The sequence below is a fragment of the Bacillus sp. DE0042 genome (genome assembly GCF_007680225.1).
Lineage (GTDB): Bacteria > Bacillota > Bacilli > Bacillales > Bacillaceae_G > Bacillus_A > Bacillus_A wiedmannii.
Map to the genome: position 1 here is coordinate 166,301 of NZ_VEJP01000005.1, position 17,429 is coordinate 183,729.

Sequence of the window (17,429 nt, forward strand, 5' to 3'; positions counted from 1 at the left end):
ACTCCCCCTGATAAAAAGTGCTAATATTCCGAAAAGTTATCTTGCATTTTTGTTCTGAAATATAAAATCGAATGTTGGCTAAACTATACTTCCGACATAATTCATACCAATCCTCTTTGAATTAAAAATTTCTTGGGGAATTTTTTGGAATTATGTCGAATGGCTCATCCACAGTGGGGGAAGCACATCCTTACTGAGTATAAATCCACAACAATTGTGCAATTAATATGGAGCGAAATTAGGATATAGTAAGCGGAATATGAGGAATGCTATAAGAAAAATGGAGGGACGTATGAAAAAAAATATCGTGAGTAGTAGTGTGGTTTTGTTTATTTTTTTATTTTCAATTTTTAGTACTAGTGCGGAACATAATGGGGTGAAAGTTGCTTTTATTCGTCATCATGACCTTTGGATTAAAATTGATGGGAAAGAAAAACAAATAACAAAAGGTGAGTACATAACAGAGCCGAAATGGTCCTATGATGGAAAATGGCTTGCCTATGCTAAAGGAAAGAAGCAAAACACCTTGGAGTTGTACCAACTGGAAGATGGAAAGAAAGTTAGGCCATTGCAATCTGAAGTATCGAATTATCAATGGTCACCGAAAGAGAATCTAATTGCATTTGTATTTGCGAATACATTAAATACGTTTGATGTCAAAAAAAAGAATACAGATTTTGAAAATGTATCGGCTGGTGTAGGTGATTATGCATGGTACCCTGATGGAAAGAAGTTTCTTGTATCCTCTGAAGCACACTTAATTCCAACAGGGTGGACAGGAGCTCAGCTATATGAAGTGCAAAAAGATGCACATATGAATCCTCACAAAATGAAGCATTTGTATGCATTACCAAATGAACATGATGATTTTCTAGCGCTAGTTGCAAGTGGGTTTGAGTGGTCACCAGATCAAAGGTGGATTTCATTTTTAGCGGTACCGACAGCTTCATGGTCAGCTGATAGTAATACGCTTTGCTTAGTTCGAGCAGATGGAAGTCGATTTGAAAAGGTAGATCAAATGTTATTAAACCCACAATGGTTCAAATGGGCGCCATCCAACAATATATTAGCTTATATTGAAGGGAGCGGGAGAGTTGCGTTAGAGAATAAACATTTAAAAGTAAAAGAACTGCCAGCACTTCAGCAGAATACATTTACGCCGAAAGGATATGTCGATTGGGATTTTGCATGGAAGAATGATAAAGTAATAATCGTTTCACGAGCAAAAGAGGCAGGGATAGAAACTCCGCCAGAAAAAAGGCCACTACCATCTTTATATGAGATCGATAGTACAAGCGACGAACAACATCAAATCACAAAGCCACCTCATAAGCAAGGTGACTATCATCCCATCTTTATGAAGAAGAACAATCAATTAATATGGATACGTTCAGACCGTAAGAAAGCCAATGTATGGGTTTCCGATAGTGATGGAAAACAGGAAAAGAAGTGGATTGAAAATATAGATGTACCAGAATGGTATTATGAGAAATGGAACTGGGAAAATGTCATCTCGGTAAAAGAAGAATAAAAAACGTGCCTAAAAGATAATTTTAGGCACGTTTTTTATTGTTATTTATGTGTTTTATTTGGCTTTTTTTTTGCGGGGTTTCCGTTCCCCTGACGCTTTCTGTTTTGTTCATCTTTTGCTTGTTTTTCATGTAGTGTATCTAAAAAGTCATTCGAGTTACTCATTTTTATATCGCTCCTTTCATTTCGTCCTAATTACTATAACCATTTAGGCGGATAATCATGAGATAAAAGTTAAGCACTTAGTTTTCTTCGATAATATACGTAAAATATGCCATACGTAATAAATAGCATAAATAAAATTTGTAACTCTACATTTTCTTTTAAAATAGTTGCGACAGAAGACGGTAAGTAAGGTGATGTATTGCTTGTTCCTACACCTAACCATTTGTTTAAGAGGTTAATGGTACAAAATATAAAAACACCAGACCAGCTTGCTGTAATTGCTTTCTGTTTAATTTTTGTTTCACGTTCATCATCTGTAATCCAAGGATTAGCAGTTTTATCACTACTAAAAAATCCGTTTATATATCCCCATATAATCATTCCAATTAAGATGGTTATCCATTTCATATTTGTGATTCCCCTCTTTCTTGTAAAAAGTATTTTACATATACAATTGTAATGTTTTCCAATTTATTGTGTCAAATATTTTTTACATCGCGATTTTTCATATAGAAGGAATAAAGGATGATATAGGGAAGAAATATGTAGGAGGATTTCATAGTGAGAGGAGGGTGATTATGAAATTAATCTTTGTTCGGCACGGTGAAGGTGAACATACAAAAGATTTGCCGTCAAGTTTACAAGTGTTGCATCCATCATTAACGGATGAGGGAAAGAGTCAGGCTAAATTACTTCAATGCAATGTGCCATTGCAAGAAACGGATATATTAATTGCTAGCCCTACACTTAGAACTTTACAAACGGCGGCAATATGGAGTGCGAAAGTATCTTGTCAAACAATCGTCCATCCATATGTATCCCCACGTATTTTTCCTTATCGAGATGGAGCGAAAACATTGCCATGTGATCACATAGTAGATCAGGGAATGATAACAAATTTATTTCCACATTTTTCGATAGAGAAAAATACAAATAAGCAGTTATGGACGGAAGGTATAAATACTGTTTCAGAGAATAGATGTCAGCAAATAGTAGATGAATTTCTTCTTTGGTGTTATGAGCTAGGTGCTGAAAGGATTTGTATTGTATCTCACGACGGGACAATTACAGCGTATCGGCAATATGTACAGAAAGTCGTTTTAACTAGATCTGATTTTTTGCAAGAAACGGGTATATATGAAATGGATCTATCGCTTAAAAGTTTGATGGATGAGATCTAATGATAGGATGGAGGGTGTATGTTGAATGTTGCATTAGTAGTTGGTTTTAATTCGGATTTAGAGGCGCAATCAATCCGAGCATCGCTTGAATATTTTGGGGCAAAAGTTGTAACATACTGGATTGGTAGACCGAGAGAGTTCATTAATATTCTTTCTGGAAAGGGTTTATATAACGATATCGATTATGTTATTTTTTGCTTTCATGGTGAGGAAGGAAAGTTTGTCATGGAAGAGTTAGGTGAAGATATATATGAACAAGATGAACCGAGGGGATACTTTGGTACAGCAGAAATTTATAAATATGCAAAATTGCATAATACACATATTGTAAATAGTGGGTGTACGTTAGGGGAGAGAAAACTAGCAGAATCTTTCTTACGTAGTGGGGCGAAATCGTATATTGGATCGATAGATTATGTAGATGGGAATGCAGCACTTATGCTTACAATACGCTTATTTTATGGGCTTATTAACCATGAAAAAACGTTAGAAGATGCTTTTCAAGAGGCGAAATTAATCGATGAGGAGACACATACATTTCAATTCTATAAATAGTGAAAAACGCCTTTATTCTATATTCGAATATAGGCGTTTCACATTTAACTCACATTTTTTTTACATTTTCTTCAATGAAAATGATTATCACCTATGGTATGATATGTTCAAGTTTTTATAGGTAAAAAAAGTTACTATATAAACGTTAGTTTTTAATGTTTCATACACATGTCACGAATTATTCATAATTAACGTTTTAAAAATAAGTAACTAATGTTATTATATTATCTGTAACTAACTTAATTACAACTTTAGGAGGAAGATATGGTTATTCAATTTTTAAGAGAAAACAAAGCAGTTTCTTTTGTGTTGGCAATAATTCGAGTGTATCTTGGTTACACATGGTTAATGGCTGGAATCGGTAAACTACAAGGAAAAGGATTCGATGCAACTGGTTATTTAGAAGGTGCAATTGAAAAATCTAAAGGAGCACAACCGGCTGTTCAATCTTGGTGGGCATCATTTTTACAAGACTTCGCAATTCCAAACGTTGATCTATTTAATACACTTGTAATGTGGGGAGAGATTTTAGTCGGGATTGGTTTAATTGTAGGCTGTTTAACAAAAACAGCGGTCTTTTTCGGTCTTTTAATGAACTTTTCCTATATGTTTAGTGGGTCAATTGGTGTAAACCCTGAAATGGTTATCCTATCAATGTTTGTTCTAGTCTCTGGTATGAACGCTGGTAAATTTGGAATAGATGGTTTCGTTATTCCGAAAGTATTAGGATCAAAAACTCAAAAACGCCAAAAGCAAGCTGCTTAATATATGAAAGCGGGTATCTCAAAATGAGATACCCGCTTATTTTATTTTTCAACTTTATTGTTCTTAAAGAAGTCTTTTACATACCCTACAAATTCTTGTGGCTCTTGACGAAATGGTGCATGATAACCTTTTTCGATAATATGGAAAGTACTATTTTTTAAGAATTGATGATACGTTTCTCCTTCTTTCCAAGAAACGCTACTATCATTTCTTCCCCATATAATTAAGGTTGGTTGTTTAATTTCATTTGCATTGATTTGAAGACGTCTAGGCCATAATTTCATTTTATTGTAATGCTCTTCATCATTACGCTTGGATTTCACTTTGCTCTCATCATAATCTGCAATAGTAGAAACGGTATTTAAATCAGTCGATAACTGTGGTTTTGATGAACCTTGTTTATTAACGAATGTATGAGGGCCGCCTGTAGCGTCGGTTAAAATAAGGTGGGTAACGGCTTCAGGATATAAATACGTTAAATTAAGAGAAATTTCTCCGCCCATTGAGTGTCCCAGTATTGCAAACGAATCATAACCTAGTTTTTTCATTAGTTTATAATACAAATTTGCATGGGTTGGGAAAGAATAGTAAAAATCCATTGGCTTAGATGAGCGCCCGAATCCTAAAGCATCTACAGAAATAATTGTATGATCTTTTGCTAAGTCTGAGTAAATTTTTTGAAAACCATCTGACGATCCTCCAAATCCATGGATCATAAGTAAAGGTGGTTTTTCATTACCAATCTTTTTAAAGTAAATGGTTTGACCATCTATTTCTACCATTTTTTCCTCGGTAGCTAGCTTCGCTGTAAGTGTATTTTTTACTTGTTTTACTTGTTCTACTGGCTTTTCTGCTGCACTACATCCTACTAATAGTGTAAGAGTAAGACAACCTACCATAAAATAGCTAAATCGCTTCAATTAGGTGTCCCCTTTCTAACATAACGCTGTGTCTATCATAGCAAATAGCATATTACGATTTCCAGGAAGTTGGCTACCATTTTTCATCATAAGAGGTGAAAGGAGCGTTTCTTGGAAATTTTCTGTTTGAAGAAATTTGCGAAATGAAAATTGTGAATGTGGGACATCAATCCTTACTGTGCCATTCCAATATTCACAGATCTTCTTGATTAATTGAATAGCATCCTTCTCTTGTTTTGCGATAAGCGGATTGACGCATAATATATTACCTTTTTGTATACATAAGGAAAAAGCTTCTACACAGTTATTTCTCTCAATTTTAAAAGAGTGGCTCGTTCTTGGTAATAGTAATGAATAAAGTAAAGAACGATTCGCACCAGTTGTAATTTGATCGAGAGAAATAAGTGATACAAGATCGGGTTCTGTCACTTGTTGTGTATGAGAAATATGTGTCTTAGTAGTTTGTTTTTCAAAACGATGAATCGTCGTTACTGTTTGAAATTCGCATGATGTATAAAGAGGCTCGCCAGCTTTTGTTGCAATAAGTGCAATTGGTTTTTTTGGGAGAGTGTGTTCTAAGCAACGATTTAGCAAAATACGCCCGATGCCTCGGCCTTGAAAATTAGGATGGACGATTAACATGCCAATAGTAGAAAAACTATTTTTAAAAGGAAATACTCCTCCAGCTGCAATCAATTTATTTTCATGCATATAACCGATAAGTGTGCCGAGAGAAAGATACATTTCGAATTGTTTTTTCATAAATGCTGTATCTTGTAACCATCCAATAGATTTGCAAAGGTCGAGTAAATCAAAAATAAAAGATTCATCTAGCTTTATTGTTTTCATAAATGCTCACCACATTTCTATTAATTTTCATAAAAGTAGATTGAAAGTGTTAAATAAGAGATTTACTTTAAATGAAATCCAACTTATTTATATTTTGATTGTAAAGGGGAAGGAGGTTGCTATGAAAGGACAAAGTTATACAAATTATAACTGATATTTACATAAGTTAACAAAAAATTTACATATAACTAATTTTCTCTTAATAGTCTTCTATTAAATTTGATAGTGGGAAATGAATAACCTAATTAGGGGGACAATATAGTGAAAAAGTTTGTAAAAAAAGCATGGCCATTTGCAGTTGTGGCGTCGTTAGCTGTTACTTCGGTAGCAACATGGAATTTTACTCGTTCTAGTGAGGTTAATGCAGATGAGAGCGGAAGCAATGCAAAGATTAAAAATGTCATCGTATTAATTGGGGATGGTATGGGACCTTCATATATGACGGCTCACCGTTATATGAAAGATAATCCAAAAACTTTTGAGATGGAATCTACAGAATTTGATAAGCATCTTGTAGGAACGCAAAAGACATATCCGGAAGATGAACATGAAAATATTACAGACTCTGCATCTGCAGCAACAGCTATGTCAGCAGGAATTAAAACATATAATGCAGCAATTGCAGTTGATAATGATAAAGCAGAAGTGAAAACTGTTCTTGAACAAGCGAAAGAAAAAGGGAAATCAACAGGATTAGTTGCTACTTCTGAAATTACACATGCAACACCAGCGGCTTTCGGTGCGCATGACATTAGTCGTAAAAATATGGACGCAATTGCAAATGATTATTTTGATGAGAAAATTAAAGGAAAGCATAAAGTAGACGTTATGCTTGGCGGCGGTGTAAATAACTTTGTTAGAAAAGATCGCAATCTTACAGAAGAATTCAAGAAATCTGGTTATAGCTACGTAATAGATCGAAATCAATTGTTAAATGATAAAAACGATCAAATTCTAGGTTTATTTGCACCAGGCGGTTTAGATAAAATGATTGACCGTACCGATAAAACACCTTCATTAGAAGAAATGACAAATGCAGCCATTGAGCGTTTGAACAAAAATAAAAATGGTTTCTTCTTAATGGTTGAAGGAAGTCAAATCGACTGGGCTGGACACGATAATGATATCGTAGGTGCAATGAGTGAAATGGAAGACTTTGAAAAAGCATTTAAAGCAGCGATTGAGTTTGCGAAAAAAGATAAAAATACGTTAGTCGTTGCAACGGCGGACCACGCTACTGGCGGGTTATCTTTAGGTGCGAATGGTGAGTATAACTTTAAAGTAGATCCAATTAAAGCTGCAAAACGCACACCAGACTTCATGGCAAATGAGATTGCAAAAGGTGCAAATGTAGAAGAAACATTGAAAAAATATATTGATTTACAATTAACACCAGAAGAAATTAAAGCGGTAAATGATATAGCTCCTTCAAAAGATGTAACAAAGATTGATAATACGATTGAGGATATTTTCAATAAACGTTCGGTTACAGGATGGACGACAGGTGGACATACAGGGGAAGATGTAAACGTATATGCATTTGGCCCAGGTAAATACTTGTTCTCTGGCGTTCAAGAGAATACAAATATCGCTAAACGTGTCTTTGATATTGTTGGCGGTGGCGATCCGAATAAAGGAAGACGCTAATTATAAATGAAAGTGAGGCGAAATGCCTCACTTTTCTTTTTAGGAGATGGGAAAGATGGAGGATTTTTTCATGGGAATAGGATCCCTTCTAATAGGTGTAGTATTGCTAGTCGGGTGTCAATCCAAGGAGAATCATATAGAACAAAAATCTACTACTACAAAAACTGAGGAAAAGGTACAAATAACGAAAGAAGAAGAGAAATCGATTCAAGATGTTATGGAGAAATTTGTATGGACGACAAATGAAAAAAATCTTGCTGAACATATGGAGTTATTCTCAAAGAAGATGCCTAGTGCTGAAGATTTAAAAACACAAAAAGAAGCCGCTTTTCAAAAGGGAAATAAGAAAATTGAATTGGAACATATAGACATGAAAGTTAGTAAAGCAGGGTATGTTGTAGTTGAAACAAAGGAAAAGGAAAGAGATGGGGAGGTCACTCTTCAGAAAAATGTACAGTATGCGCTTGGAAAAGAAGAAGATGGCTGGAAAATTGAAGAAGTTCGCACGATAGGGAAGAAATAAAGTGAAACTTTAATCAGGGAGTCTTCCTACCTGTAAATAGCGAAATAAAAAAGGTTCTCGTTGGCGAGAACCTTTTTTTATAGTGGTAACATAATTTGATTTGAGCATGCTTCGATCTCATCAATATCTTGGCGGATTGTTGCCATTTTATTATCAAGATCTTCAGCTTTCATTGCTGCATCATGTAGTTCATCTTTTAAATACTCAGGTATTTTCCCCTCATATTTATAATAAAGTTTATGTTCTAAACTTGCCCAAAAGTCCATAGCAAGTGTACGTAACTGGATTTCTGCAAAGACATCTTTTGTACCAGAATTCAGTGATAAAGGATACTTAATGATCATGTGTAAACTTTTATATCCGTTGCCCTTTGGATTAGCGATATAATCTTTTACTTCTATGATTTCCATATCCTCACGCTTTTGAATGACTTCTTTTAAATGATAAATATCTTCTACGAAGCAACATGTAATACGAATGCCGATGATATCTTGTAAATGCGTTTGCGCATTCTCAACTGTCGGTAATAAATTTTTACGCTCAAGCTTTTTAATAATACTTTCAGGTTGTTTTAATCTTGTTTTTATATGTTCAAACGGGTTGTAATCCTCTAAAAATTGAGCTTCCCGGTTCATAATTTCAAATTTAGTTTTTAACTCTTCTAAAGCAAATGTATACGGTAGTACAAAAGCTTTCCAGTAGTTAACTGTTGATTGATTATATTCCATTTATATACACACCTTTTCCTATTTACAAGTGAGGTTGTTGTTATACTAAATACCAAAGCATATAAGCGCAAGCAGCAAATGATGAGATCATAAAACGATATTTAGTTTTCATACTTTCAACTCCTTTCGAGTAAGATTCTATATGAATAAACGTGATTGTTAATAAATTCACTATGTACAATTCTTATAGTAATAGATTCGTGTGAATTTCGTATGAACTAATTGTTTCAGATTTTTGTCTTTTTCTTGTAAAGCATCATTATTATCCATAATTTAAAGTGTTTTCATTTGATTTATTTAATTGTATAAATTAATGTATATTTGAATTTACGGTTATTAAGGAGGCTATACGGTGAACTTTGAAGAATTAGCAATTGCCAGACGTTCCGCAATGAAATTTGTACAAGGAATAGAAATCCCTGATGAGGATTTTAAAAAAATATTTGAGCTAACAAAGCTTTCGCCATCTTGTTACAATTTGCAACATACACATTATGTTGTAATTCGTGATCAAGAGCGAAAAGAAAGATTAAAAGAGTTAGCTTTCAGACAATATAAAGTTTCAAGTGCATCTGCGGTAATACTTGTTTGTGGTGATAAGAGAGCATACCAAAATGTCGAAAATATTTATTTTGGTATGAAGGTTTTAAAGATGATTGATGAATGTGAATATGAAGATACAATTAAGCAAACGAAAGGGCTATATGAAGGAAAAGGAGAACGCTTCATGGAAGAGGAAGCGATTAGAAATGCATCGTTAAGTGCGATGACTTTTATGTATGCAGCTAAATATTACGGCTATGATACGTGCCCAATGATCGGTTTCGATGAAAAAGCAGTGCAAAGTGAATTAAATATGCCGGGGCATGTAGTACCTGTTTTAATGATTACGATAGGAAAAAGCGATACTACTAAAATTCGCCCACGAGGATATCGAAAGCCGATTAGTGAGTTTGTTACATATGAAACATTTTAAAAAAGGTATAGATTACTTAAACAAAAGGGTTCTATTTAGATCCCTTTTGTTTTGTAATTGACAAATAGAATAAAGTTATATAACATATAAATCGTAATCATTACGTTTTAGTTTGTAATCTTTGAAAGAAAGGAGAATTACATATGCGTGTAAATATTACATTGGCTTGTACAGAGTGCGGTGATCGTAATTATATTTCTAAAAAAAATAAACGAAACAATCCAGAGCGCATCGAACTAAAAAAATATTGTCCACGATTAAAGCGAGTAACGCTACATCGTGAGACGAAGTAGAAGACTAGAGATATCTCTAGTCTTTTTTTGTTTATAGCCATTTAGTTTTATTTGTTATAATTACCTTAAATTGTAATGAAGGAGAGGTATGATGAATCAAAAAGATAAAGAAAGAAAAGAGCAAGTGGCTCATATGATTGATATTCCAGATGATTACAGGCTTGTCGTAGATGATCAAGAAGGTGTGGATGACCCATATCATCTATTATGGTGGGAACATAAAGAGGATGAGGAGAGAACGATACAAATTACGCTGAATAGACATACTGGTAATTTAATCGAATTTAGTATAGATGATAAAAAATATTTTTCGAGTGGTAAGGAAGCGATAGGAGAGAATAAAGCAAGAGAGATTGCAAATGCATTCTTAAAAAAATATACAAAAGAAGGATATGAATTTTATACATATGTAACGGTTAAGGACGACAGGCGTGGTCGGAAAGAAGTAAATTATATGCAAGAAGTGAATGGTTATCCATTGCCGAATACAGGCTGTATTGTGCACGTTCATTCCTCAGAGGAAGTTGTCCACTTTTATTATAATGGACAAAAAGCTATACAAGAAAAACCGCTATGGCCAAATGAAATTGTTGAGAAGAGCATCGTTTTAGAGAATTTAAAAGCTAGACAAGATATGAGACTTGTATTTGTAGATTTGACATTCTCTTCATGTAAATATGAAAGTGGAGAAGAAGGAACCGGGTACCATCTTGTATATGAGCCAGAACCTAGCCATGCGTTTATTGATGCCAGTACGGGAGAAAATTTATTTGAACCGGAACACTATAAATTAGCTCCTACAGTACCTGTTGAAAAAACAGTAAAAAGTAGGCAGAAAAAAGATGTTTTCGATTTATTAGATTGGGACGTAGAAAAGTTTATAAAAGTAGATGAAAAAGAAGATGAGTATGAAGTCCAAATGAAATCTGTATTGAAAGAAGCAGTGCAAAAAGAAATAGAAGTGAAGGATCCATATTCAATGAATGAGTTCTATAAAAAGAATTTTCCTATGTTGCAGCATGATAAATTCGTTGTAATTACTGTAGATAAAAAAACAAATCAATTGATTTCCTGTTTAATGTGGACGGACGAGAAGGACAGGAAATCAATATTATCAAGAGAGCAATGTTTAGAAAAAGCACTTCAATTTTTAGAGGTAATTATTCCAAATGCAACAAAGTATGTTCAGCTTTGGGATGATTATGAATCGGAAGAGGGGATAGAGAGATTTTCCTTTTCGATATATGTAAATGGCTTTTGTGTAGCGGGAAAATATATCATGCTCAACATTAATACAGAAAATGGTGCTGTGATGCACTACTCTGGAGAGTCTAGCAACTTTATAAAAAAATTGCTTACATATGAAACAACACCAAAAGTAACAAAAGAAAAAGCATTACAAATATACAAAGAGGCCATCCGAGTTAATTTAGAATGGGACATAGATAATGATGCAGAAGAAACAGTATATAAATTATTGTATAAACAAACAACAGATGAAAATCATAAAGCACCCTTCGACTGTAGTCGAGAAATTCGTTATATTGGTGCGCATACCGGGGAGAAAATTTGGAGTGAGTATTAGTAAAAGCCAATCGATACGTATCGATTGGCTTTTACTATGTTCTTAGAATCATTTATTAATTGCCGTTAAGTGGTTGAAGAATACCATCTTGAGCTTTTGACCAATCATATAGGTTTCCATCAGATCCCACTGCAAAATTTAGCGCACGAGAGTTTTCAGGAGATTCGCGTCCGTATAATACGTCGTATAGCTTAATACCATTTATTGTGCCAATTAGTTTGTCTTCGCTGGAGCCGTAACGAATTTCATTTGAGCGAGCTCCCATTCTTTTTTCTAGAACTTTTATAGCATCTTCACTTGTGAATGTAATAGTATCAGTTTGTTTATTTGGTTGCTTAGCTGGTTGTTGCTCTTTTTGTGTGTTTTTAGATTCTGCTTCAGGTTTCGTATTATTTTCAGTTTTTGTGCTGTTCTCAGATTTTGCGTTGTTTTTAGTTGTTGTGCTGTTCTCAGTTTTTGTGTTGTTCTCAGTTTTTGCGTTACTCTCAGTTTTTACGTTGTTCTCGGTTTTTGCGTTGTTCTCAGCTTTTGCACTGTCTTCAGTTTTTTGGGTATCTTCCGTTTTTGTACTGTCTTTTGATACGGCAGTATCTTGTTTAGTAGCCTCGGTTTTTGTAGGAGACGTTTGTTGTCCACAAGCTGAAAGTAAGAAAAATGATGATGTGAGTATTACAAGGTTTCTGATTTTTGATGTAGCGTATCGCATGAAAACACCTCTTTCAAAATTTTGGAATCTTACATATTGTAATACATTGGAAAAAATATTCAAGGTATGAAAGACTTATTTCGTTCGACAAAAAGCTAAGGATTCCATATTTATATCGTACAGACACAAACAACCTCACGCCCACATACACATAATAAAGACCACTATTTTGGCGGAGGTGAAAGGTTTGAGTCTATTCGCCGCAATTGGATATATGGTTCGAGAAGTGTTTGTCTTTGTTTCTTATGTGAAGAATAATGCGTTTCCGCAGCCGTTATCATCAGACGATGAGAGAAAGTACTTAGAGTTAATGGAGCAAGGTGATGCTCAAGCGAGAAATCTGTTAATTGAACATAATTTACGGCTTGTAGCTCATATCGTTAAAAAATTTGAAAACACAGGGGAAGATGCAGAAGATTTAATTTCAATTGGTACAATTGGGCTCATCAAAGCCATCGAGAGCTATTCGGCTGGAAAAGGAACAAAACTTGCGACGTATGCAGCACGTTGTATTGAAAATGAAATTTTGATGCATTTACGTGTACTGAAAAAAACGAAAAAAGACGTTTCACTTCATGATCCAATCGGGCAAGATAAAGAGGGGAATGAAATATCGCTTATTGATATATTAAAATCAGAGTCTGAAGATGTAATTGATATGATTCAGCTTAGTATGGAGTTAGAAAAGATTAAAGAGTATATCGATATTTTAGACGAACGAGAGAAAGAAGTAATCGTGAAGCGTTTTGGACTGGGGCTTGATAAGGAGAAAACGCAACGAGAGATTGCGAAGGCACTTGGTATTTCCAGAAGCTACGTATCAAGAATTGAAAAGCGCGCTTTAATGAAAATGTTCCATGAATTTGTAAGAGCTGAGAAAGAGAAAAAAGCGAAAGAATAATGTACATTGCAAGCAGCCATATTTTAAAATGGGCTGCTTTTCTTTTTGTAAATAAGGAAAGAAAAAGAGTTGTGTTCAGAATAAATCTATGTTCACTGTTGAAAATGACGGATTCTATCTGTAATATTAGAGGGTGCTAAACAATTTAAGAATAATACCATACTTAGTTTTCCGCATGTATAATGAAACGGTTCTATATGATATGTGGGAATAAGAACCAATTTTACATATGATATAGAAGGAAAAGAAGGGGAAGCTAAAGTTATAGACTGATTAGGAGGTTTCGCAATTTGCGACGTACATTATATCGACTTATGATCGAACTTACAAATGGTCGTTTTACTTCTTATATATTACGTAAATTTGCACAATCTCGTTTGAGCTCTATCATTATTCCATCGTATGCGAAAGTTTTTCAAATTAACCAAGGTGAGATGGAAAAGGGTTTGAAGGAATATAGAACATTGCATGAATTATTTACGCGTAAGCTAAAAGAAGGAAAGCGTAGTGTTGATACAGATGCATCGAGTATCGTTAGTCCTGTTGATGGTGTTTTTGCTGATCACGGTCCTATTGAGGACACAAAAACATTTGATATTAAAGGTAAGCGTTATTCAATCGTGGATATGCTAGGTAATGAAGAACGTGCAAAGCGATATGTAGGTGGTACATACATGGTTATTTATTTAAGCCCAAGTCATTATCATCGTATTCATAGTCCGCTTTCTGGTTCTGTGACTGAAAGGTTTGTACTTGGTAGAAAATCATATCCGGTAAATGCAGCTGGTATGGAATACGGGAAAGAGCCATTATCAAAAAATTATCGCTCTGTTACAGAAGTAAATAGTGACGGTGAACATATGGCACTTGTAAAAGTAGGAGCTATGTTTGTCAATAGTATTGAGCTGTTGCATGAAAGAAGTACTGTTCAAAAAGGTGAAGAAATGGCATACTTTACATTTGGCTCAACAGTTGTGTTATTGTTTGAAAAAGATATGATAGAAGTAGTGCAGAATTTGAAGAGTGGACAAGAGCTTCGTCTTGGTGAAAAAATTGCTACTCGTTCGCCTCATAAGTAAAGAAAACATTTTATAACTGTAAGCAAGAGTTATGGACAAAGATGCTTAATGATGAAATTCCCTAGATGGGAGTACTTGTTTATTCGAGAGCCATCGCAGGATGGCTCTTTTTACAAGTTAGCTCATTAAAATTTCGCTTTATATGTAATCAAGACGATTTGACAAGCTTGTCCTCTAATGAGCGTCTAATCATTTCTTGTTTTATAAGTAAAATGAAGTCGGGATTTAATTTTAGTTCTTTTGCTTTATAATAAGACTCAGTGAGTAACTCAGTAGATAACTGTTCCATATATTTTGTTTTCAAGGTGAGTCACCTCCTAATAATTTAAGGATTGATTCGTTGTTGCATTTAATGTACCAAAAAAATATGACAGTCACAAACGAGTGGTTATCCACATACCTAGGTGGATAAAATGTGTATAGATTGTTAGTAAATTCCAAATTAGCTGAAAAATTAATGTGGAAAATGTGTACAATTTTATCCACAGGTCATATATCGAAATATGTTGTCGAAAAATTTTTATGAAAACTCCTCAAAGAGGTGAAAGAAATTGAAGCTATTTTTACCAAATGAATATGTGAAAAATGTATATCATGTTCAACCAGAAGATTTGAAAAAACGTGGAATTAAAGGTGTCATTACTGATTTAGATAACACGTTAATTGAATGGGATCGTCCAAATGCAACGCCACAACTTGAAGAATGGTTTTTGAAAATGAAAGAGCAAGGCATTCAAGTAACGGTCGTTTCAAATAATAATGAGCAACGTGTGAAAGACTTTGCTGATCCATTAGGTATTCCATTTATTCATAGTGCGCGTAAGCCATTTGTTCGCGCGTTTAAGCGTGCGATACAAGAGATGCACCTGCAGCCAGATGAAGTTGTAGTAATTGGGGATCAGTTACTAACGGATGTGTTAGGTGGAAACCGAGTGGGACTTCATACGATTTTAGTTGTACCGGTAGCACAAACGGACGGATTAGTAACGCGCTTTAATCGAAAAATTGAACGAAGAATTATGAGAAATATGAAGAAAAAAGGTTTAATTAACTGGGAGGAATAAAGTTTGACTGAAACAATTAAATGTATTGGTTGCGGTGTAGAAATTCAAACAGAAGATAAAAATGAAGTAGGATATGCTCCTGCCTCATCTTTAGAGAAAGAACAAGTAATTTGTCAACGCTGTTTTCGCTTGAAGCATTACAACGAAATTCAAGATGTATCATTAACAGATGATGACTTCCTACGTATTCTAAACGGAATTGGAAAATCAGATGCATTAGTAGTTAAGATTGTAGATATTTTTGATTTTAATGGTAGCTGGTTACCTGGCTTACATCGTTTCGTGGGAAATAATAAAGTATTACTTGTTGGAAATAAAGCTGATTTAATTCCTAAGTCAGTAAAACATGATAAAGTAAAGCATTGGATGCGCTATAGTGCAAAGCAGCTAGGATTAAAGCCAGAAGATGTCTTTTTAATTAGTGCAGCAAAGGGACAAGGGATTGCTGAGCTGGCAGATGCTATTGAGTATTACCGCGGCGGAAAAGATGTTTACGTTGTTGGATGTACGAATGTAGGAAAATCAACATTTATTAATCGTATGATTAAAGAATTTAGTGATGAGACTGAAAATGTAATTACAACATCTCATTTCCCAGGAACAACACTTGATTTAATTGATATTCCGTTAGACGAAGAATCTTCTTTATATGATACGCCAGGTATTATTAACCACCATCAAATGGCTCATTATGTTGGAAAAGAAAGCTTAAAGCTTATTACACCAACAAAAGAAATTAAGCCAATGGTGTTCCAATTAAATGAAGAACAAACATTATTCTTCAGTGGATTGGCACGTTTTGATTATGTAAGTGGTGGTCGTCGTGCATTTACTTGTCACTTCTCGAATCGTTTAACAATCCATCGTACAAAGCTTGAGAAAGCAGATGAATTGTATAAAAATCATGCTGGGGATTTACTAAGCCCGCCAACACCAGAAGAATTAGAAAATATGCCAGAGTTAGTGAAATACGAATTTAATATTCGTGAACCAAAAACGGATGTTGTATTCTCTGGATTAGGATGGGTTACGGTAAACGAACCGGGAGCAAAAATTGTTGCACACGTACCAAAAGGAGTAAGTGTTTCGCTACGTAAATCTTTAATTTAATATGGAGAGGGATTTATGAAACAATTATATGGTGTAATCGGAAATCCAATTGGACATTCATTATCACCCGTTATGCATAACGGTGCATTTGAACACTTGAATATGGATGCCCATTATCATGCATTTCTTGTTAAAGAGGAAGTACTAGGGGAAGCAGTAAGAGGTTTAAAAGCATTAGGTATTTCAGGATTTAATGTAACAACTCCGCACAAAGTTGCTATTATGGATTATTTGGATGAGATTGACCCACTAGCAAAACAAATTGGTGCAGTAAATACAGTGATTCATAATGATGGGAAATTGATTGGCTACAATACAGATGGAATTGGTTTTGTCCGAGCGCTGCAGTCAATTAGTAGTGAACCACTTCAGGAGAAACGTATTTTATTGCTTGGCGCAGGTGGTGCTAGTCGAGCTATTTATTTTTCTCTTGCTGATGTAGGTGTGAAAGAGATTGATGTAGCTAATCGTACAGTAGATAAGGCGAAAGAACTTATTGCTGCATGTACGGCTACTGTTAATTCTGTTGCTTTATCGCTAGAAAAAGCAACGGAAGAACAAGGGAATTATGATATTATCATTCAGACGACAACAATAGGTATGCATCCACGCGTTGAACATACGCCATTACAAATTTCTTCGTTAAAAAAAGGGACGATTGTATCAGATATAATTTATAATCCATTTGAAACGAAAATTTTATGTGAGGCAAAAGAGCAAGGTGCAATGATTCAAAATGGTATTGATATGTTTGTTTATCAAGGTGCGCTTGCATTTGAAATGTGGACAGGGCGTGTACCAAATATCGATAGAATGAAACAATTAGTTATAAGAAAGCTTGGAGGCTAACAT

21 protein-coding genes are annotated in these 17,429 nt (G+C 34.6%); 14 read left to right on the plus strand and 7 right to left on the minus strand.

Going from position 1 to position 17,429, the window contains the following annotated elements; all coding sequences use genetic code 11:
• Nucleotides 1-292 precede the first annotated feature (292 nt).
• On the plus strand, nucleotides 293-1,531 hold the full coding sequence (locus tag FS802_RS19485) for an eIF2A-related protein (protein ID WP_144525390.1): 1,239 nt from the start codon (nucleotides 293-295) through the stop codon (nucleotides 1,529-1,531).
• 41 nt (nucleotides 1,532-1,572) lie between these two features.
• On the opposite strand, the gene FS802_RS19490 is transcribed toward FS802_RS19485, so the two are convergent.
• Together FS802_RS19490 and FS802_RS19495 are read right to left on the minus strand one after the other, a co-directional pair.
• Nucleotides 1,573-1,695, minus strand: a complete 123-nt coding sequence (locus FS802_RS19490) for a DUF4023 domain-containing protein (RefSeq protein WP_000071861.1) — start codon at nucleotides 1,693-1,695, stop codon at nucleotides 1,573-1,575.
• A 69-nt stretch (nucleotides 1,696-1,764) separates the two neighbouring features.
• Entirely contained in the window at nucleotides 1,765-2,103 is a 339-nt protein-coding gene (locus FS802_RS19495; RefSeq protein WP_070169126.1) for a phosphoglycerate mutase, read from the minus strand.
• Nucleotides 2,104-2,273: 170 nt separating this feature from the next.
• Here FS802_RS19495 and FS802_RS19500 point away from each other — a divergent pair, with 170 nt between their 5' ends.
• The 3 genes from FS802_RS19500 to FS802_RS19510 all read left to right on the plus strand — a co-directional run bounded on the left by FS802_RS19500 (nucleotide 2,274) and on the right by FS802_RS19510 (nucleotide 4,196).
• Nucleotides 2,274-2,876 (plus strand): histidine phosphatase family protein, encoded by a 603-nt coding sequence (locus tag FS802_RS19500; RefSeq protein ID WP_078182761.1) that lies wholly within the window; start codon nucleotides 2,274-2,276, stop codon nucleotides 2,874-2,876.
• 18 nt (nucleotides 2,877-2,894) lie between these two features.
• Complete coding sequence (locus FS802_RS19505) at nucleotides 2,895-3,431, plus strand: delta-aminolevulinic acid dehydratase (RefSeq protein ID WP_098653245.1); 537 nt, start codon at nucleotides 2,895-2,897, stop codon at nucleotides 3,429-3,431.
• A gap of 264 nt (nucleotides 3,432-3,695) precedes the next feature.
• Nucleotides 3,696-4,196, plus strand: a complete 501-nt coding sequence (locus FS802_RS19510; RefSeq protein ID WP_088107368.1) for a DoxX family protein — start codon at nucleotides 3,696-3,698, stop codon at nucleotides 4,194-4,196.
• Between the two features lie 41 nt (nucleotides 4,197-4,237).
• Here FS802_RS19510 and FS802_RS19515 read toward each other — a convergent pair whose 3' ends face one another.
• Together FS802_RS19515 and FS802_RS19520 are read right to left on the minus strand one after the other, a co-directional pair.
• Nucleotides 4,238-5,116, minus strand: coding sequence for an alpha/beta fold hydrolase (locus FS802_RS19515; protein ID WP_000819825.1), 879 nt, complete (start codon nucleotides 5,114-5,116; stop codon nucleotides 4,238-4,240).
• Between the two features lie 15 nt (nucleotides 5,117-5,131).
• Nucleotides 5,132-5,965: a GNAT family N-acetyltransferase gene (locus FS802_RS19520; RefSeq protein ID WP_098653246.1), complete on the minus strand. Its 834-nt coding sequence runs from the start codon at nucleotides 5,963-5,965 to the stop codon at nucleotides 5,132-5,134.
• 261 nt (nucleotides 5,966-6,226) lie between these two features.
• Between FS802_RS19520 and FS802_RS19530 the strand changes: the two genes are divergently transcribed.
• A complete protein-coding gene (locus FS802_RS19530) occupies nucleotides 6,227-7,612 on the plus strand; it encodes an alkaline phosphatase (RefSeq protein ID WP_098653248.1) in 1,386 nt (461 codons plus the stop codon).
• Between the two features lie 55 nt (nucleotides 7,613-7,667).
• Nucleotides 7,668-8,135, plus strand: a complete 468-nt coding sequence (locus FS802_RS19535; protein ID WP_098653249.1) for a hypothetical protein — start codon at nucleotides 7,668-7,670, stop codon at nucleotides 8,133-8,135.
• Nucleotides 8,136-8,212: 77 nt separating this feature from the next.
• Here FS802_RS19535 and FS802_RS19540 read toward each other — a convergent pair whose 3' ends face one another.
• Nucleotides 8,213-8,863 carry a GTP pyrophosphokinase gene (locus tag FS802_RS19540; RefSeq protein ID WP_048562265.1) on the minus strand — a complete coding sequence of 217 codons (651 nt, stop codon included), beginning with the start codon at nucleotides 8,861-8,863 and terminating at the stop codon, nucleotides 8,213-8,215.
• Between the two features lie 352 nt (nucleotides 8,864-9,215).
• Between FS802_RS19540 and FS802_RS19545 the strand changes: the two genes are divergently transcribed.
• From FS802_RS19545 to FS802_RS19555, 3 genes are all read left to right on the plus strand, one after another.
• Entirely contained in the window at nucleotides 9,216-9,839 is a 624-nt protein-coding gene (locus FS802_RS19545) for a nitroreductase family protein (protein ID WP_001008509.1), read from the plus strand.
• Between the two features lie 143 nt (nucleotides 9,840-9,982).
• The gene (gene rpmG, locus FS802_RS19550) at nucleotides 9,983-10,132 is read left to right on the plus strand and encodes a 50S ribosomal protein L33 (protein WP_001265617.1); all 150 of its coding nucleotides are present in this window, start codon (nucleotides 9,983-9,985) and stop codon (nucleotides 10,130-10,132) included.
• Between the two features lie 88 nt (nucleotides 10,133-10,220).
• Nucleotides 10,221-11,717: a YcdB/YcdC domain-containing protein gene (locus FS802_RS19555; RefSeq protein ID WP_144525392.1), complete on the plus strand. Its 1,497-nt coding sequence runs from the start codon at nucleotides 10,221-10,223 to the stop codon at nucleotides 11,715-11,717.
• 55 nt (nucleotides 11,718-11,772) lie between these two features.
• On the opposite strand, the gene FS802_RS19560 is transcribed toward FS802_RS19555, so the two are convergent.
• The gene (locus FS802_RS19560) at nucleotides 11,773-12,423 is read right to left on the minus strand and encodes a hypothetical protein (RefSeq protein ID WP_098653251.1); all 651 of its coding nucleotides are present in this window, start codon (nucleotides 12,421-12,423) and stop codon (nucleotides 11,773-11,775) included.
• Nucleotides 12,424-12,610: 187 nt separating this feature from the next.
• Between FS802_RS19560 and sigK the strand changes: the two genes are divergently transcribed.
• Nucleotides 12,611-13,324: an RNA polymerase sporulation sigma factor SigK gene (gene sigK / locus FS802_RS19565; protein ID WP_000051382.1), complete on the plus strand. Its 714-nt coding sequence runs from the start codon at nucleotides 12,611-12,613 to the stop codon at nucleotides 13,322-13,324.
• Nucleotides 13,325-13,614: 290 nt separating this feature from the next.
• Nucleotides 13,615-14,403 carry a phosphatidylserine decarboxylase gene (locus FS802_RS19570; RefSeq protein WP_098653252.1) on the plus strand — a complete coding sequence of 263 codons (789 nt, stop codon included), beginning with the start codon at nucleotides 13,615-13,617 and terminating at the stop codon, nucleotides 14,401-14,403.
• A 148-nt stretch (nucleotides 14,404-14,551) separates the two neighbouring features.
• On the opposite strand, the gene sda is transcribed toward FS802_RS19570, so the two are convergent.
• A complete protein-coding gene (sda, locus tag FS802_RS19575; protein ID WP_000853283.1) occupies nucleotides 14,552-14,707 on the minus strand; it encodes a sporulation histidine kinase inhibitor Sda in 156 nt (51 codons plus the stop codon).
• 247 nt (nucleotides 14,708-14,954) lie between these two features.
• On the opposite strand from sda, the gene FS802_RS19580 reads away from it, so the two are divergent.
• The 3 genes from FS802_RS19580 to aroE are packed head-to-tail and all read left to right on the plus strand — an operon-like array spanning nucleotide 14,955 to nucleotide 17,426.
• Nucleotides 14,955-15,467, plus strand: coding sequence for a YqeG family HAD IIIA-type phosphatase (locus FS802_RS19580; RefSeq protein ID WP_000765308.1), 513 nt, complete (start codon nucleotides 14,955-14,957; stop codon nucleotides 15,465-15,467).
• A gap of 3 nt (nucleotides 15,468-15,470) precedes the next feature.
• Entirely contained in the window at nucleotides 15,471-16,577 is a 1,107-nt protein-coding gene (gene yqeH, locus FS802_RS19585; protein WP_000140794.1) for a ribosome biogenesis GTPase YqeH, read from the plus strand.
• Nucleotides 16,578-16,592: 15 nt separating this feature from the next.
• Nucleotides 16,593-17,426, plus strand: a complete 834-nt coding sequence (gene aroE / locus FS802_RS19590; RefSeq protein WP_098653253.1) for a shikimate dehydrogenase — start codon at nucleotides 16,593-16,595, stop codon at nucleotides 17,424-17,426.
• The last annotated feature ends 3 nt before the right edge of the window (nucleotides 17,427-17,429 follow it).

What these genes read in the sequence shown, in the direction of transcription:
- FS802_RS19485 (WP_144525390.1), top strand. Translation starts at nt 293, where the DNA reads ATGAAAAAAAATATCGTGAGTAGTAGTGTGGTTTTGTTTATTTTTTTA.
- FS802_RS19490 (WP_000071861.1), bottom strand. Translation starts at nt 1,695, where the DNA reads ATGAGTAACTCGAATGACTTTTTAGATACACTACATGAAAAACAAGCA.
- FS802_RS19495 (WP_070169126.1), bottom strand. Translation starts at nt 2,103, where the DNA reads ATGAAATGGATAACCATCTTAATTGGAATGATTATATGGGGATATATA.
- FS802_RS19500 (WP_078182761.1), top strand. Translation starts at nt 2,274, where the DNA reads ATGAAATTAATCTTTGTTCGGCACGGTGAAGGTGAACATACAAAAGAT.
- FS802_RS19505 (WP_098653245.1), top strand. Translation starts at nt 2,895, where the DNA reads ATGTTGAATGTTGCATTAGTAGTTGGTTTTAATTCGGATTTAGAGGCG.
- FS802_RS19510 (WP_088107368.1), top strand. Translation starts at nt 3,696, where the DNA reads ATGGTTATTCAATTTTTAAGAGAAAACAAAGCAGTTTCTTTTGTGTTG.
- FS802_RS19520 (WP_098653246.1), bottom strand. Translation starts at nt 5,965, where the DNA reads ATGAAAACAATAAAGCTAGATGAATCTTTTATTTTTGATTTACTCGAC.
- FS802_RS19535 (WP_098653249.1), top strand. Translation starts at nt 7,668, where the DNA reads ATGGAGGATTTTTTCATGGGAATAGGATCCCTTCTAATAGGTGTAGTA.
- FS802_RS19540 (WP_048562265.1), bottom strand. Translation starts at nt 8,863, where the DNA reads ATGGAATATAATCAATCAACAGTTAACTACTGGAAAGCTTTTGTACTA.
- rpmG (WP_001265617.1), top strand. Translation starts at nt 9,983, where the DNA reads ATGCGTGTAAATATTACATTGGCTTGTACAGAGTGCGGTGATCGTAAT.
- FS802_RS19555 (WP_144525392.1), top strand. Translation starts at nt 10,221, where the DNA reads ATGATGAATCAAAAAGATAAAGAAAGAAAAGAGCAAGTGGCTCATATG.
- FS802_RS19560 (WP_098653251.1), bottom strand. Translation starts at nt 12,423, where the DNA reads ATGCGATACGCTACATCAAAAATCAGAAACCTTGTAATACTCACATCA.
- aroE (WP_098653253.1), top strand. Translation starts at nt 16,593, where the DNA reads ATGAAACAATTATATGGTGTAATCGGAAATCCAATTGGACATTCATTA.